The following is a 16,022-nucleotide window of genomic DNA, read 5'->3' as shown; positions in this document are numbered from 1 at the left end:
GATACAACAAGGCCGCGATGATCGCGGCCTTGTTGTATCTGCATTGTAGGAGCGAGCTTGCTCGCGAAAAACGTCAACGATAACGCGTGTATCAAGGATGCCCGCGTTGCGCTTGAGGCCTTCGCGAGCAAGCTCGCTCCTACAGAGGTGGGGGCAGCTTAGTAGCTGCTCTCAGGCAAGCTCGCAATAATCGACCGATAGCTGTTCATCCGCTGCTGCTGCACGCGCCCATCTTCCAGTGCCTTGAGCAACGCACAACCCGGCTCGCGGTCGTGTTTGCAGTCACGGAAGCGGCAGGTGCCGATCAGGTCGTTGAACTCGATGAAGCCCGCTTCCACATCGCTGCGGCTGACGTGGCCCAAGCCGAATTCACGAATACCCGGTGAGTCGATCAACTCGCCGCCGCCCGGGAAGTGGAACAACCGCGCGGTGGTGGTGGTGTGGGTGCCCTGGCCGGACAGCTCCGACAGCGGGCCCACGCGAGTTTCGACTTCCGGCAACAGGCTGTTGACCAGCGACGACTTGCCCACGCCAGACTGGCCGACGAACACGCTGATCCGCCCGTCCAACTGCTGTTGCAGCTGTTCCATGCCGTTGCCGTGGTGAGCCGACACTTCCAGCACCGGGTAGCCCAGGGTGCGGTAGACCGCCAGCAACGCATTGAGCGCCGGGGCGTTCTGCTCGTCGATCAGGTCGAATTTGTTCAGCAGCAGCAACGGGCGGATACCAGCATGCTCAGCCGCGACCAGGTAACGGTCGATCAGGTTGGCATGGGGCTCGGGCAGCGGCGCGAACACGATTACGATCATGTCGACGTTGGCCGCCACCGGCTTGAGCTGGCCACGGCTGTCGGGGCGGCGCAGTTCGGTGCTGCGCGGCAACTGGGCGACGATGACGCCGATGCCCTGGTTGCCGGCACGCCACACCACCTTGTCGCCGGTGACCAGCGCAGGCAGGTTGGCGCGCAGGTGGCAACGGAACACCTGGCCTGCGAGTTCGCCTTCGAGCGCCTCGACTTCGACCTGCACACCAAAGTGCGCGATCACCAGGCCCGTTTGTTCGGGGCCCAGGTCGCCGCCCTCGAGCGCTTCCACGGCGGAGGATTCACGTTTGGCGGCGCGGGCGGCGCGTTCACCTTGAATCTTTTCGATGCGCCAGTTTTGGCGACGGTTGAGCTGGCGTTTGGCCATTGGTGTTCCGTGTCGATAATGCAAAAGTTGGGTAAAACGGTCGCGAGTCTAGCACGCCCCCGCCTGCTAAACTGCCCGGCTACGCCAAGGTGCCAAGAGAATCAAGCCATGCAAAACCCACAGAACCTGATTTGGATCGATCTGGAAATGACCGGTCTGAACCCCGACACCGACGTCATCATCGAGATGGCGACCATTGTCACCGACAGCAACCTCAACACCTTGGCCGAAGGCCCGGTGATCGCCATCCACCACAGCGACGCCGTACTCGCCACCATGGACGAGTGGAACACCCGCACCCACGGTAACTCCGGGCTGACCCAGCGCGTGCGCGACAGCCGCATCAGCATGGCCGAAGCCGAAGCCCAAACCATCGCCTTCCTGGAAAAATGGGTGCCCAAGGGCAAGTCGCCGATCTGCGGCAACAGCATCTGCCAGGACCGTCGCTTCCTTTATACGCACATGAAGGGGCTGGAAAGCTACTTCCACTACCGCAACCTCGACGTGTCGACCTTGAAAGAACTGGCGGCGCGCTGGGCGCCGGAAGTCAAAGACAGCTTCCATAAAGGCAGCACGCACCTGGCGCTGGATGATATTCGCGAGTCGATTGCCGAGTTGCAGCATTACCGCAAGCATTTCATCAAGGCTTGATTCTGCGGCGGCATTGGAGGCGCCATCGCAGGCGACGCGGTTTATCGCTAAGTGCCCCCTTTTGGTGCCCTCGGCAAATGATTAGACTGCCGGCCTCTCTGTCAGGATCGCCATCATGTTGCTGATGCTCTACCTCGTCGCCATCACCGCCGAAGCCATGACTGGCGCCCTATCCGCGGGTCGGCGTGGCATGGACTGGTTCGGCGTGGTGCTGATCGCTTGCGTGACGGCCTTGGGCGGCGGTTCGGTGCGCGATGTGTTGCTCGGCCACTACCCGCTGACCTGGGTCAAGCACCCGGAGTACCTGGTGCTGACCTCTGTTGCGGCGTTGGTGACGATCTTTATCGCACCCTTGATGCGCCACCTGCGCTCGCTGTTCCTGGCGCTGGATGCGGTGGGGCTGGTGGCCTTTACCCTGATCGGCTGCATGACCGCCCTGGAAATGGGCCACGGCATGTTGGTGGCGTCGGTCAGCGGGGTCATCACTGGGGTATTCGGCGGTATCCTGCGGGATATCTTCTGTAACGACATCCCGCTGATCTTCCGCCGCGAGCTATATGCCAGCGTGTCTTTCCTGGCCGCGTGGTTCTACCTGCTGTGCCTATATCTGGAGCTGCCCAGCGAGCAAGCGATTCTGTTGACGCTGTTCAGTGGCTTCCTGTTGCGTCTGCTGGCGATCCGTTTTCACTGGGAAATGCCCAAGTTCGTCTACAACGACGACGTTCACTAGCGCGCAGCGTGTTGCTCCAGCGCCCATTCCACGTGTTCGCGCACCAACTCAGACGGGTAGTCCCGCCGCGCCTTCAAGGCTTCCAACACTGGAATGCTGGAGGGCGCATTGCCCAGGCCCACCGCCAGGTTGCGTAACCAGCGCTCATAACCGGCGCGGCGCAGGGGCGAGCCCTCGGTGCTGCTGAGGAATTTATCCTCGTCCCACATAAACAATTCGGCCAGTTCAGCGTTATCCAGATTGTGCCGTGGCTTGAAATCGCTTTCGGCGGTGGGGCGGGCGAAACGATTCCACGGGCAAACGATCTGACAGTCATCGCAGCCAAACACGCGGTTGCCGATCAGTGGACGCAGGTCTTCGGGGATGGCGCTCTTGAGTTCGATGGTCAGGTACGAAATGCAGCGTCGCGCGTCCAGCACGTAAGGGCCGACGAAAGCGTTGGTGGGGCAGATGTCCAGGCACGCCGTGCAACGGCCGCAGTGTTCGGTGGTGTGAGGTGGGTCGACCGGCAACGGCAAATCCACAAACAGTTCGCTCAAGAAGAAGTAACTGCCGGCCTTGCGGTTGAGGACCAGGGTGTTTTTACCGATCCAGCCCAGGCCCGCTTGTTCGGCGATGGCTTTTTCCAGAACGGGCGCGCTGTCGACGAAGGCGCGAAAGCCGAATGGCCCGATCTGCGTCTGGATACGGTCGGCCAGTTGCTGCACGCGCTTGCGGATCAGCTTGTGGTAATCGCGGCCCAGGGCGTAGCGCGAGATGTAGGCTTTTTCTGGCTCGGCCAGCAATTGCGCCATTTGGGTGTCGCCGGGCAGGTAGTCCATGCGCAGTGACACCACGCGCAAGGTACCGGGCACCAGCTCGTCCGGGTGCGAGCGTTTGCTGCCGTGGGCGCCCATGTATTCCATCTCGCCGTGGTAGCCCGCGTCGAGCCAGCGTTGCAGGTGCTGTTCATGCTCAGCCAGGTCGAGGCCGCTGATGCCCACTTGTTGAAAGCCCAGCTCGCGGCCCCAGTCTTTGATCGATTGGGCGAGGGCGGGCAGATCGGAGGTAATAGCAGGCATGAGACACGGGAAACCACAGGTTAGATGCGTATAATTCTGCCAGACATCGGAGCTTGAAGACGCATGCCTCAGACAAAACACCCAATTACCGACGTTCAGCTGTTGTTGCCCGGCCATTTGCCGCAACTGGCTGCGCGTTCCCCGGACGCCCATAAGGGCCAGTTCGGCCACTTGCTGGTCATCGGTGGTGACCGTGGCTTTGGCGGCGCGGCGTTGCTGAGCAGCGAAAGTGCCCTGCGCAGCGGCGCCGGCATGGTCTCGCTGGCGACGCGGCCGGACCATGTGCCGGCCGCCCTGGCTCGGCTGCCGGAGGTCATGGCCGTTGGCGTGAGCTCGGCCAACCAGTTGATGGGCCTGCTGGAAAAAATCTCGGTGATCGTCATCGGCCCAGGCCTGGGCGATGCCGCCTGGGGCAAGAGCCTGTTGTCGGTCGCGGCCAATGCCAGCCAGCCGCAGGTGTGGGATGCCGATGCGCTCAATCAGCTCGCCACCGGCAGCGTCAGCCTTCCGGCCAATAGTGTGATTACCCCGCATCCGGGCGAAGCTGCGCGTTTGTTGGGGTTATCGACAGCCGAGGTTCAGGCTGATCGCCTTAAGGTGGCGCGCGCGTTGAGCCAGAAATTCAATGCAGTGGCTATCCTCAAGGGTGCTGGCAGTTTGATTGCCAGCCCAGATGGGCGCGTGTCGCGGTGTGATCAAGGCCACCCGGCGATGGCAGCAGCGGGGCTCGGCGATGTGTTGGCCGGCCTGGTCGGCGCACTATTGGCTCAGGGTATGCCCGCGTACGAAGCAAGCTGCCTGGCCGTGTGGTTGCACGCGACCGCCGGAGACCGCCAGGGCAGTTTTGGTCGCGGCTTGGCTGCCAGCGACCTGATCCCCGCCATTCGTCAATTGCTGGAGGAGCAGTCGCCGTGCCTGAAGTAATTCTTTTTTTGGCAGATGAAGAGGCCATGGTCGCGTTGGGTCAGCGTATTTCGCAGGTCACGCAAGGGGCCGGGTTGATCTTTCTCGAGGGCGACCTGGGCGCAGGTAAAACCACACTGTCCCGGGGGATTATTCGCGGCCTGGGCCATACTGGCGCGGTAAAAAGCCCGACGTTCACGCTGGTCGAGCCCTACGAGATCGGGGATGTGCGCGCCTTCCACTTCGACCTCTATCGCCTGGTCGATCCGGAAGAGCTGGAGTTCATGGGCATCCGTGATTACTTCGACGAGGATGCGTTATGTCTGATCGAGTGGCCAAATAAAGGCACAGGCTTTTTGCCAAAGCCGGACCTGACCATTACCATTACGCCGCATGAGCACGGACGTCAGCTGAAGTTGTTGCCCCAGAGCCCACGCGCTGAGTCGTGGTGTGCTGCTCTGGCATTGGAATTCAAATAATTGGTGGGGTTAGGTATGCGCTTTCGCGCGTTGGTTGCTGTCGTGGGGGTGTTGCTTGCGGCAATGACTGTCAATGCTCTGGCTGCTTCACAGGTGAAAAGTGTTCGCCTGTGGCGAGCGCCGGATAACACGCGACTGGTGTTCGACCTGTCTGGCCCGGTCCAGCACAGCGTCTTTACCTTGACGGCGCCTGATCGCCTGGTGATCGACATCAACGGTGCCAGCCTGGCCGCGCCGCTGAAAGTCTCCACCGCCAACACGCCCATTACCGCCATGCGCTCGGCCCAACGTACGCCGACCGACCTGCGTGTGGTCATCGACCTGAAAAAGGCCGTGACCCCCAAAAGCTTCTCCCTGGCCCCCAACGCCCAGTACGGCAACCGCCTGGTGGTCGACCTGTTCGACAACCCCGCCGACGCCGCACCGCCGCCTGCGCCAACGCCGAGCGTGGCGACGGTGCCTGCGGTGCCGGTCAACCCTTCGCAGCCCCAGGTCAAGCTGCCACCGCCACCGCCCGCCCCGGCAGGCAAGCGCGACATCATCGTGGTGATCGACGCCGGCCACGGTGGCGAAGACCCAGGGGCTTCCGGCTCCCGCGGCCAGCATGAGAAAGACGTGGTGCTCGCCATTGCCCGTGAACTGCAGCGCCAGGTCAACGGTATGAAAGGCTACCGCGCCGAACTGACTCGCACCGGTGACTACTTCATTCCGTTGCGTGGCCGTACCGAAATTGCCCGCAAGAAGGGCGCCGACCTGTTCGTATCCATTCACGCCGACGCCGCGCCTTCAACCGCTGCGTTTGGCGCCTCGGTATTTGCCCTGTCGGATCGCGGCGCTACCTCCGAGACCGCGCGCTGGCTGGCCGACAGCGAAAACCGTTCCGACTTGATCGGTGGCGCGGGCAACGTGTCTCTTGATGACAAGGACAAGATGCTCGCAGGCGTACTGCTCGACCTGTCGATGACCGCCTCGTTGACCTCCAGCCTCAACGTGGGCCAGAAAGTCCTGAGCAATATCGGCCGTGTGACCTCGCTGCACAAACAGCGCGTGGAACAAGCCGGGTTCATGGTGTTGAAGTCGCCGGATATTCCGTCGATCCTGGTGGAAACCGGGTTTATCTCCAACGCCAACGAAGCGTCGAAACTGGCCAGCGCCAGCCACCAGCAAGCGTTGGCGCGCTCGATCAGCGCCGGTGTGCGCCAGTTCTTCCAGCAGAACCCGCCGCCGGGCACCTATATCGCCTGGCTGCGCGACTCCGGCAAAATCGCTCAGGGCCCGCGTGACCATCGTGTGCAGCCCGGTGACACCGTTGCCATGCTGGCGGTACGTTTCCAGGTCACGCCTGCAGCGTTGCGCAGCGCCAATAACCTGAAAACCGATGAGTTGAAGATTGGCCAGGTGTTGACCATCCCCGGAACTTCATTGGCGGCGCAGTGATGAGCGAATCCACCTTGAACAGCGGCTCGCGCATTGAATTGCTCAGCCCGCGCCTTGCCAACCAGATCGCCGCGGGTGAGGTGGTTGAGCGCCCGGCGTCGGTGATCAAGGAATTGCTGGAAAACAGCATCGACTCGGGTGCCAAACGCATCGATGTCGACGTAGAGCAGGGCGGCGTCAAGCTGCTGCGGGTACGTGACGATGGCAGCGGCATCTCTTCGGATGACCTGCCCCTGGCCCTGGCCCGTCACGCCACCAGCAAGATCCGCGACCTGGAAGACCTGGAGCGGGTCATGAGCCTGGGCTTTCGCGGTGAGGCCCTGGCCTCCATCAGCTCCGTGGCCCGTCTGACCTTGACCTCCCGCACCCGTAGCGCCGAGCAAGCCTGGCAAGTGGAAACCGAAGGCCGCGACATGGCGCCTCGAGTCCAGCCGGCGGCGCATCCGGTGGGTACCTCGGTGGAAGTGCGCGACCTGTTCTTCAATACCCCGGCGCGGCGCAAGTTCCTCAAGGCCGAGAAAACCGAATTCGATCACCTGCAAGAAGTCATCAAGCGCCTGGCCTTGGCGCGTTTCGATGTGGCCTTTCACCTGCGCCACAATGGCAAGACCATCCTCAGCCTGCACGAAGCCAACGACGACGCCGCGCGTGCTCGGCGGGTGGCGGCGGTGTGTGGCAGCGGGTTCCTGGAGCAGGCGCTGCCGATTGAGATCGAGCGCAATGGCTTGAGGCTGTGGGGCTGGGTCGGGTTGCCGACGTTCTCCCGCAGCCAGGCCGACTTGCAGTATTTCTTTGTAAACGGCCGGGCAGTACGCGACAAACTGGTGGCCCACGCGGTACGCCAGGCTTATCGCGATGTGTTGTTTAACGGGCGCCACCCGACGTTTGTGTTGTTCTTTGAGGTTGACCCTTCGGTGGTCGACGTCAACGTGCACCCGACCAAGCATGAAGTGCGCTTCCGTGACGGGCGCATGGTGCATGACTTCCTCTATGGCACACTGCACCGCGCCCTGGGCGACGTGCGTCCGGATGATCAACTGTCCGCGCCGATTGTCACAGCGGTGGTGCGGCCGAGCGGTCCGGAAGCCGGCGAGTTCGGCCCCCAGGGTGAGATGAGCCTGGCGGCCAACCTGCTGCAATCGCCACAGGCGCAGCCAGCCTACACCGCGCCAAACTCGGGTGCCGGTGCGGGTTATCAGTATCAATACACGCCGCGCCCGCAATCGACGGTGCCGGTGGCCGAGGCCCAGGCGGCGTACCGTGAGTTTTTTGCGCCGCTGCCGGGTGCCGAGCCGGGCGCTGCTGTGGCGTTGCCCGAAGGCGGTGGTGATATTCCGCCGCTGGGCTATGCCCTGGCGCAGCTCAAAGGCATTTATATCCTCGCCGAAAACGCCCATGGCCTGGTGCTGGTGGACATGCACGCCGCCCATGAGCGGATCATGTACGAGCGCCTGAAGATCGCCATGGCCAGCGAAGGCCTCAGCGGCCAGCCGCTGCTGGTGCCTGAATCCCTGGCGGTGAGCCAGCGTGAAGCCGACTGCGCAGAAGAACATCACAGTGTGTTCCAGAAGCTGGGCTTCGAGCTGCAACGCCTGGGCCCGGAAACCCTGGCGATCCGCCAGATTCCCGCGTTGCTCAAGCAGGCCGAGGCCAACCGCCTGGTGGCCGACGTGCTGGCAGACCTGATGGAGTACGGCACCAGTGACCGTATCCAGGCGCATATCAACGAATTGCTTGGCACCATGGCCTGCCACGGCGCCATCCGCGCCAACCGCCGCCTGGCCCTGCCGGAAATGAACGGCCTGCTGCGCGACATGGAAAACACCGAGCGCAGCGGCCAATGCAACCATGGCCGACCGACCTGGACCCAGATGGGCCTGGACGATCTGGACAAACTGTTCTTGCGCGGCCGCTGATGAGCGCCTTGCCCCCCGCCATCTTCCTGATGGGCCCCACGGCCGCCGGCAAGACCGACCTGGCCATCGAGCTGACCAAGGTGCTGCCCTGCGAGCTGATCAGCGTCGACTCTGCCCTGGTTTACCGGGACATGGATATCGGCACCGCCAAACCGTCGAAAGCGCTATTGGCCCAATATCCGCACCAGTTGATCGACATTATCGACCCGGCGCAGAGCTATTCGGCGGCGGATTTTCGCACCGACGCCCTGGCGGCCATGGCCGAGATCACCGCACGGGGCAATATCCCGCTGCTGGTGGGCGGCACCATGCTCTACTACAAGGCGTTGCAGGAAGGCCTGGCCGATATGCCGCCTGCCGATGCCCAGGTGCGCGCCGAACTTGAAGAAGAGGCTGCGCGCCTTGGCTGGCAGGCCCTGCACGACCAGTTGGCGGCGGTAGACCCGGTGTCTGCGGCACGTATTCACCCCAATGACCCCCAGCGGCTCACCCGCGCGCTGGAAGTCTGGCGTGTCAGCGGCCAGACCATGACTGAACATCGGCTGAAACAAAGTGCGCAAAGTGCTGATGCAGGCGCATCTGGACAGTCACAATTGCCCTATACTGTGGCGAATCTGGCCATCGCTCCGGCAAACCGCCAGGTGTTGCATGAACGAATTGCACAAAGATTCACACTAATGTTGGAACAGGGGTTTGTGGACGAGGTCGTAGCATTGCGTTCAAGAGGTGGCCTGCATGCAGGGCTGCCTTCGATACGTGCTGTAGGCTACCGCCAAGTCTGGGATCATCTGGATGGCAAGCTGACGTCAGCCGAAATGCAGGAGCGCGGCATCATTGCCACGCGCCAATTGGCGAAGCGCCAGTTCACCTGGTTGCGCAGCTGGAGCGAGTTGCACTGGTTGGACAGCCTGGACAGCGACAATCTGTCACGCGCCTTGAAATACTTGGGAACGGTCTCCATATTGAGCTGAGTCCTTGCAATTGCCGTCTATCCTTGGGGGTGTGACGGCCATAAGCTATCTATTTTCCGATTTTTATTATTGATCCTTAAAGGAGTGCGGCACATGTCAAAAGGGCATTCGCTACAAGACCCTTACTTGAATACTTTACGTAAAGAGAAAGTTGGGGTTTCCATCTATCTGGTCAACGGCATCAAACTGCAAGGTACGATCGAGTCGTTTGACCAATTCGTTATCCTGCTGAAAAACACCGTCAGCCAGATGGTTTACAAGCACGCTATCTCGACAGTCGTTCCAGTTCGTCCAATCCGTCTGCCTAGCGCAGCAGGTGATGAACAGGGTGACGCTGAGCCAGGTAACGCCTGATAGGAGTCTCCTTTGTTCTTTGAGCGCCACGGTGGTGGTGAGCGAGTAATCCTCGTTCACTTGGATGGACAGGACCCTGAGGCGCGCGAAGATCCGCAGGAGTTTCAGGAGTTGGCAAATTCGGCCGGCGCCGAGACCGTTGCGTTTTTTAACGTACCGCGTCATCGGCCAACCGCCAAATACCTGATTGGCAGCGGCAAGGTCGAGGAACTGCGCGACCTGGTTCATGCCGAAGAAGCCGATCTGGTGATCTTCAATCACACCCTCACGCCCAGTCAGGAACGTAACCTCGAACGTGTTTTCGAGTGTCGCGTGATCGACCGTACCGGTCTGATTCTCGATATTTTCGCCCAACGCGCCCGCACCCATGAAGGCAAGCTCCAGGTTGAACTGGCCCAGCTTGACCACATGAGCACGCGCCTGGTTCGCGGCTGGACTCACCTTGAGCGCCAGGGTGGCGGTATCGGCATGCGTGGCCCGGGTGAAACCCAGTTGGAAACCGACCGGCGTCTGCTGCGGGTTCGCCTGCGCCAGATCAAGGGCCGCCTGGAAAAAGTACGCAGCCAGCGTGAACAGTCGCGACGTGGCCGTTCCCGTGCGGATATCCCGACGGTGTCGTTGGTGGGCTACACCAACGCCGGCAAATCCACATTGTTCAATAACGTGACCAAGTCGGACGTGTACGCGGCCGACCAACTGTTCGCCACCCTCGACCCGACCCTGCGCCGTCTGGATATCGACGACCTGGGGCCGATTGTGCTGGCCGATACCGTGGGTTTCATTCGTCACCTGCCCCACAAGCTGGTCGAGGCATTTCGGTCTACGCTCGAAGAGTCGAGCAATTCCGACCTGCTCTTGCACGTGATCGATGCGGCCGAACCGGATCGCATGCTGCAGATTGAACAGGTGATGGTGGTGCTGGGCGAGATTGGTGCCCAGGACTTGCCGATCCTCGAGGTCTATAACAAACTCGATTTGCTTGAGGGCGTTGAGCCACAGATCCAGCGCGACGAGAACGGCAAGCCCCAGCGGGTCTGGCTGTCGGCGCGAGATGGCAGCGGCCTGGAGCTGCTGGAACAAGCCATTGCCGAATTGCTCGGCAGCGATTTGTTCGTCGGCACCTTGCGCTTGCCGCAGCGTTTTGCTCGACTGCGTGCACAGTTTTTCGAGCTGGGCGCGGTACAGAAAGAAGAACACGACGAAGAAGGTGTCAGCTTGCTGGCTGTTCGATTGCCACGCTCGGAACTCAATCGGCTGGTCAGCCGAGAGGGTGTTGTACCGGCAGAGTTCATCGAACAACACACTTTGCAATAAAAGCCTGAGAAAGCGGTTGTGCCGCAGTAGCAGGCATTCTGTAGCATTGGTCGGCGCGCCGTGGGTGCGTCTTTGCTTTATCAGATGGAGAGCGCTATGGCTTGGAATGAGCCGGGTGGCAACTCGAATAATCAGGATCCTTGGGGTGGTAAGCGCCGCAATAATGGCGACCGCAAGGGGCCACCGGATCTCGACGAGGCCTTCCGAAAGCTGCAGGAAAGCCTGAATGGGTTGTTCGGTGGTGGGAAAAAACGTGGTGGTGACGACGGCGGTCGCACAAGCAAGGGCGGTGGCTATGGCCTGCTGGGCCTGGGTCTTGTCGTGCTGGCGGCCGTATGGCTCTACAGCGCCGTGTACGTGGTGGACGAGCAGGAGCAAGCCGTGGTGCTGCGCTTCGGCAAGTACTACGAGACTGTCGGCCCGGGCCTGAATATCTATTTCCCGCCGATCGACAAGAAGTACATGGAGAACGTGACGCGTGAGCGTGCGTACACCAAGCAGGGCCAGATGCTGACCGAAGACGAGAACATCGTCGAAGTGCCGCTGACCGTGCAGTACAAGATCAGCAACCTGCAAGACTTCGTGCTGAACGTTGATCAGCCGGAAATCAGCCTGCAACACGCAACCGAAAGTGCCCTGCGCCACGTGGTGGGTTCTACCGCCATGGACCAGGTGCTCACCGAAGGTCGTGAGTTGATGGCCAGCGAAATCAAGGAGCGTCTGCAACGCTTCCTCGACACTTACCGTACCGGTATCACCGTTACCCAGGTGAACGTACAGAGCGCAGCGGCACCGCGTGAAGTGCAGGAAGCCTTTGACGACGTGATCCGTGCCCGTGAAGACGAGCAGCGTTCGCGCAACCAGGCTGAAACCTATGCCAACGGCGTTGTGCCGGAAGCCCGTGGTCAGGCCCAGCGCATCCTTGAAGATGCCAACGGTTACCGCGATGAAGTGGTCTCCCGCGCCAAGGGTGAGGCAGATCGTTTCACCAAGCTGGTCGCCGAGTACCGCAAGGCGCCGGAAGTCACGCGTGAGCGTCTGTACCTGGACACCATGCAGGAAGTCTTCAGCAACACCAGCAAGGTTCTCGTGACCGGCAGCAAAGGTGGGCAGAACAACCTGCTGTACCTGCCGCTGGACAAGATGATCGAAGGTGGTCGTAGCGGCACTGGCGCACCGTCCACCGGTTCGAATGCCGCTGCCAACGAAGCGAGCGCCCGTGCGGCCGCTGACTTGCTGCAACAGCAAACACGTACCAGGGAGAGCCGTTGATGAGCAATAAATCGCTGACCGCCCTGATTGTGGGCGTCGTCGTGGTCATCGCTGCCTGGAACTGCTTCTACATCGTCGCTCAGACCGAGCGTGCGGTGCTGCTGCAATTCGGTCGCGTGGTCCAGGCGGATGTCCAGCCGGGCCTGCATGTGAAAGTCCCCTACGTCAACCAGGTGCGCAAGTTCGACGCCCGCCTGATGACCCTGGATGCACCGACACAGCGCTTCCTGACCCTGGAAAAGAAAGCCGTGATGGTTGACGCCTACGCCAAGTGGCGCGTCAAGGATGCCGAGCGCTTCTACACTGCGACTTCCGGCCTCAAGCAGATTGCCGACGAGCGTTTGTCCCGTCGTCTGGAATCGGGCCTGCGTGACCAGTTTGGTAAGCGCACCCTGCACGAGGTGGTATCCGGTGAACGTGATGCGCTGATGGCGGACATCACCCGTTCGCTGAACACCATGGCGGAAAAAGAATTGGGTATTGAAGTGGTCGACGTTCGCGTCAAGGCCATTGACCTGCCCAAGGAAGTGAACCGCAGCGTGTTCGAGCGTATGAGCACCGAGCGTGAGCGTGAAGCGCGTGAGCACCGCGCCAAGGGTAACGAGTTGGCTGAAGGTATCCGTGCCGATGCCGACCGTCAGCGTCGTGTACTGCTGGCAGAAGCCTACCGTGAGTCTGAAGAGGCGCGTGGTGATGGCGATGCTCAAGCTGCGGCGATCTACGCCAAGGCCTACGGCCAGGACCAGGAGTTCTACGCGTTCTACCGTAGCCTGCGCGCCTACCGTGAAAGCTTCGCGAACAAAACCGACGTACTGGTACTGGACCCGAGCAGCGACTTCTTTCGCTACCTGGAAAAGTCCAAGTAACCAGCCCGTGATTCTGTAAGGCGCACTCCGTCGGGCGGCTAAAATGCCTGGCGGGGTGATCCTTTCAGAAAACGGGTGTATGATGCGGCAGCCGGGAAATTCCCGGCTTTTTTGCGTCTGCATGTTTGATTCGGCAGGCGTGACAGGTTTTTCGAGGAAAGTGCCCGACGAGGCCGTTTGCAGGCCGTTCGTCACGTCGCTCTTGCGCGTGGTTTATGCAAGGGGCGGGTATTTTCTGCTTCACTCAAGGCTCGGCCGAGGGCTGGCCGCCCGGATCAAAGGGGAATGGCGTAATGGCAACGGTAGACCGCTGGCTGCTGCCAGATGGCATCGAAGAAGTACTGCCACCAGAAGCTGCGCGCATTGAAGTAGCGCGTCGCCAGGTGTTGGATCTGTTCCAGAGCTGGGGTTACGAGTTTGTCGTGACTCCCCATATCGAGTACCTGGAATCCCTGCTGACCGGCGCGGGCCAGGACCTGGATCTGCGCACCTTCAAGGTCATCGACCCGCAATCGGGCCGGCAAATGGGGTTCCGTGCCGACATCACGCCGCAAGTGGCGCGCATCGATGCGCACACCCTGCGTCGCGAAGGCCCGAGCCGCCTGTGCTATGCCGGCAGCGTACTGCATGCCCAGCCACGCGCTTTGTCGTCTTCCCGTAGCCCGATCCAGTTGGGCGCCGAGTTGTACGGCGATGCCAGCCCGAGCAGCGATGTTGAAGTGATCAGCCTGATGCTGGCCATGCTGCAACTGGCAGATGTGCCGGATGTGCACATGGACCTGGGCCACGTCGGTATCTACCGTGGCCTGGCGCGCGCCGCCGGGTTGTCCGGTGAAGTGGAGCAACAGTTGTTCGATGCCCTGCAGCGCAAGGCGATCGATGAAGTGATCGCCCTCACCGAGGGTGTGCCTGCTGAGCTGGCTGGCATGCTGCGGGCGCTGGTAGACCTGTGCGGCGGTCGTGAAGTGCTGGTGGCTGCGCGTGAGCGCCTGGCCAATGCGCCGGCACCGGTATTGGCGGCACTGGATGACGTGCTGGCGATTGCCGAGCGCTTGTCGGCGCGGTTCCCGGAGCTGCCGCTGTATTTTGATCTGGGTGAATTGCGCGGCTACCACTACCACACCGGTGTGGTGTTCGCGGTGTTCGTTCCGGGTGTTGGCCAGGCCATCGCCCAAGGTGGTCGCTATGACGATATCGGCGCCGACTTCGGTCGTGCGCGTCCGGCCACTGGTTTTTCCACCGATTTGAAAACCCTGGTGACCCTGGGGCGTGCTGAGGTCGAGCTGCCGTCTGGTGGCATCTGGATGCCCGACAGTACGGACGCAGCGCTCTGGCAGCAGGTTTGCCAGTTACGCCGTGAGGGTCAGCGTGTAGTCCAGGCCTTGCCTGGGCAGCCATTGGCCGCCGCCCGTGAAGCGGACTGCGACCGGCAATTGATTCAGCAGAACGGGCTTTGGCAAGTATCGCCACTGGCTTCTTGAGTTTTCCTGCCGGCCATCGCCGGCACCAAGTTTGCGCGAATGAGGACAAGTGTTATGGGTAAGAATGTCGTAGTCCTGGGCACCCAATGGGGTGATGAGGGCAAAGGCAAGATCGTTGATCTGCTGACCGAACATGCTGCCGCCGTAGTGCGCTACCAAGGTGGCCACAACGCTGGCCACACCCTGGTCATCGATGGCGAAAAAACCGTCTTGCACCTGATCCCGTCGGGTGTCCTGCGCGAAGGCGTGCAGTGCCTGATCGGCAACGGCGTGGTGGTCGCACCTGACGCCCTGCTGCGCGAGATCACCAAGCTGGAAGAGAAAGGCGTACCGGTGCGCGAGCGCCTGCGTATCAGCCCGTCCTGCCCGCTGATCCTGTCCTTCCACGTTGCGCTGGACCAGGCCCGTGAAAAGGCGCGTGGCGAGCTGAAGATCGGCACCACCGGTCGCGGCATCGGCCCGGCCTACGAAGACAAGGTTGCACGTCGTGGCCTGCGTGTGGGCGACCTGCTCAACATGCCGCGCTTTGAAGACAAACTGCGTGAACTGGTGGATTACCACAACTTCATGCTGGTGGGTTACTACAAAGAGCCCGCCATCGAGTTTGAAAAGACCCTGGCCGAGTGCAAGGAATACGCTGAGCTGCTCAAGCCGCTGATGCTGGACGTGACGGCCGAGCTGCACGACCTGCGTCGCGCTGGCAAAGACATCATGTTCGAAGGCGCCCAGGGTTCGTTGCTGGACATCGACCACGGTACCTACCCGTACGTGACCAGCTCCAACACCACCGCTGGCGGCGTTGCCACCGGTTCTGGCGTTGGCCCGATGTTCCTGGACTACATCCTGGGTATCACCAAGGCCTACACCACTCGCGTAGGTTCGGGCCCGTTCCCGACTGAACTGTTCGACGACGTCGGTGCGCACCTGGCCAAGCAAGGTCACGAATTCGGCGCCACCACTGGCCGTGCTCGTCGTTGTGGCTGGTTCGATGCCGTTATCCTGCGTCGCGCTATCGATGTGAACAGCATCTCGGGCATCTGCCTGACCAAGCTGGACGTACTCGACGGCCTGGAAACCATCAACATCTGCACCGGCTATAAAGATGCTGAAGGTAACGACGTTGCCCCGACCGACGCTGACAGCTACGTGGGCCTGCAGCCTGTGTACGAAGAAGTGCCGGGCTGGACTGAATCGACCGTGGGCGCCAAGACCCTGGAAGAGCTGCCGGCCAACGCTCGTGCCTACATCAAGCGCGTCGAAGCGCTGATTGGCGCACCGATCGACATTATTTCGACGGGCCCGGACCGCAACGAGACCATCGTTCTGCGTCACCCGTTCGCGTAATAAGCTGTTGATGTAACAGGCAAAGGGCTCCTCAGGGAGCCCTTTGTCGTTTC

General features: G+C 61.4%; 15 protein-coding genes. 13 read left to right on the top strand and 2 right to left on the bottom strand.

The genetic code is table 11. The annotated features are described in order from the left end of the window. Nucleotides 1–158: 158 nt before the first annotated feature. Nucleotides 159–1,190, bottom strand: a complete 1,032-nt coding sequence (gene rsgA / locus CRN80_RS05825) for a small ribosomal subunit biogenesis GTPase RsgA (RefSeq protein ID WP_003188044.1) — start codon at nucleotides 1,188–1,190, stop codon at nucleotides 159–161. Between the two features lie 108 nt (nucleotides 1,191–1,298). Between rsgA and orn the strand changes: the two genes are divergently transcribed. Further along, nucleotides 1,299–1,841, top strand: coding sequence for an oligoribonuclease (gene orn / locus CRN80_RS05820; protein ID WP_003188046.1), 543 nt, complete (start codon nucleotides 1,299–1,301; stop codon nucleotides 1,839–1,841). 112 nt (nucleotides 1,842–1,953) lie between these two features. Further along, nucleotides 1,954–2,571: a trimeric intracellular cation channel family protein gene (locus CRN80_RS05815; protein WP_169913170.1), complete on the top strand. Its 618-nt coding sequence runs from the start codon at nucleotides 1,954–1,956 to the stop codon at nucleotides 2,569–2,571. Here CRN80_RS05815 and queG read toward each other — a convergent pair. After that, complete coding sequence (queG, locus tag CRN80_RS05810) at nucleotides 2,568–3,632, bottom strand: tRNA epoxyqueuosine(34) reductase QueG (RefSeq protein ID WP_032893850.1); 1,065 nt, start codon at nucleotides 3,630–3,632, stop codon at nucleotides 2,568–2,570. The two genes, CRN80_RS05815 and queG, sit on opposite strands and share 4 nt — an antisense overlap. A gap of 63 nt (nucleotides 3,633–3,695) precedes the next feature. Between queG and CRN80_RS05805 the strand changes: the two genes are divergently transcribed. The 11 genes from CRN80_RS05805 (at nucleotide 3,696) to CRN80_RS05755 (ending at nucleotide 15,969) form a co-directional block, all read left to right on the top strand. Next, nucleotides 3,696–4,556 carry an NAD(P)H-hydrate dehydratase gene (locus CRN80_RS05805; RefSeq protein WP_098949729.1) on the top strand — a complete coding sequence of 287 codons (861 nt, stop codon included), beginning with the start codon at nucleotides 3,696–3,698 and terminating at the stop codon, nucleotides 4,554–4,556. Then, entirely contained in the window at nucleotides 4,544–5,014 is a 471-nt protein-coding gene (tsaE, locus tag CRN80_RS05800; protein WP_032893846.1) for a tRNA (adenosine(37)-N6)-threonylcarbamoyltransferase complex ATPase subunit type 1 TsaE, read from the top strand. Before CRN80_RS05805 ends, tsaE begins: the two co-directional genes overlap by 13 nt. A gap of 15 nt (nucleotides 5,015–5,029) precedes the next feature. Continuing rightward, the gene (locus CRN80_RS05795; protein WP_003188054.1) at nucleotides 5,030–6,451 is read left to right on the top strand and encodes an N-acetylmuramoyl-L-alanine amidase; all 1,422 of its coding nucleotides are present in this window, start codon (nucleotides 5,030–5,032) and stop codon (nucleotides 6,449–6,451) included. Continuing rightward, nucleotides 6,451–8,367 (top strand): DNA mismatch repair endonuclease MutL, encoded by a 1,917-nt coding sequence (gene mutL / locus CRN80_RS05790; protein ID WP_032893843.1) that lies wholly within the window; start codon nucleotides 6,451–6,453, stop codon nucleotides 8,365–8,367. Before CRN80_RS05795 ends, mutL begins: the two co-directional genes overlap by 1 nt. After that, complete coding sequence (gene miaA, locus CRN80_RS05785) at nucleotides 8,367–9,338, top strand: tRNA (adenosine(37)-N6)-dimethylallyltransferase MiaA (RefSeq protein WP_098949728.1); 972 nt, start codon at nucleotides 8,367–8,369, stop codon at nucleotides 9,336–9,338. Before mutL ends, miaA begins: the two co-directional genes overlap by 1 nt. Nucleotides 9,339–9,431: 93 nt before the next feature. After that, nucleotides 9,432–9,692, top strand: a complete 261-nt coding sequence (hfq, locus tag CRN80_RS05780) for an RNA chaperone Hfq (RefSeq protein WP_003188059.1) — start codon at nucleotides 9,432–9,434, stop codon at nucleotides 9,690–9,692. A 12-nt stretch (nucleotides 9,693–9,704) separates the two neighbouring features. Beyond that, on the top strand, nucleotides 9,705–11,006 hold the full coding sequence (gene hflX / locus CRN80_RS05775; protein WP_003188061.1) for a ribosome rescue GTPase HflX: 1,302 nt from the start codon (nucleotides 9,705–9,707) through the stop codon (nucleotides 11,004–11,006). 96 nt (nucleotides 11,007–11,102) lie between these two features. Beyond that, nucleotides 11,103–12,278, top strand: a complete 1,176-nt coding sequence (gene hflK, locus CRN80_RS05770) for an FtsH protease activity modulator HflK (protein ID WP_032893838.1) — start codon at nucleotides 11,103–11,105, stop codon at nucleotides 12,276–12,278. Beyond that, the gene (gene hflC, locus CRN80_RS05765; RefSeq protein WP_003188064.1) at nucleotides 12,278–13,144 is read left to right on the top strand and encodes a protease modulator HflC; all 867 of its coding nucleotides are present in this window, start codon (nucleotides 12,278–12,280) and stop codon (nucleotides 13,142–13,144) included. Before hflK ends, hflC begins: the two co-directional genes overlap by 1 nt. 293 nt (nucleotides 13,145–13,437) lie before the next feature. Next, nucleotides 13,438–14,625 (top strand): ATP phosphoribosyltransferase regulatory subunit, encoded by a 1,188-nt coding sequence (locus CRN80_RS05760; RefSeq protein WP_003188066.1) that lies wholly within the window; start codon nucleotides 13,438–13,440, stop codon nucleotides 14,623–14,625. 54 nt (nucleotides 14,626–14,679) lie between these two features. Continuing rightward, nucleotides 14,680–15,969, top strand: coding sequence for an adenylosuccinate synthase (locus CRN80_RS05755; RefSeq protein ID WP_003188067.1), 1,290 nt, complete (start codon nucleotides 14,680–14,682; stop codon nucleotides 15,967–15,969). Nucleotides 15,970–16,022: the final 53 nt, after the last annotated feature.

The organism is Pseudomonas sp. FDAARGOS_380, from assembly GCF_002591235.1.
Classification (GTDB): Bacteria; Pseudomonadota; Gammaproteobacteria; order Pseudomonadales; family Pseudomonadaceae; genus Aquipseudomonas; species Aquipseudomonas salmasensis.
The sequence above is the reverse complement of the archived record's forward strand: the minus strand, read 5'-3'. Positions and strand labels throughout refer to the sequence as shown.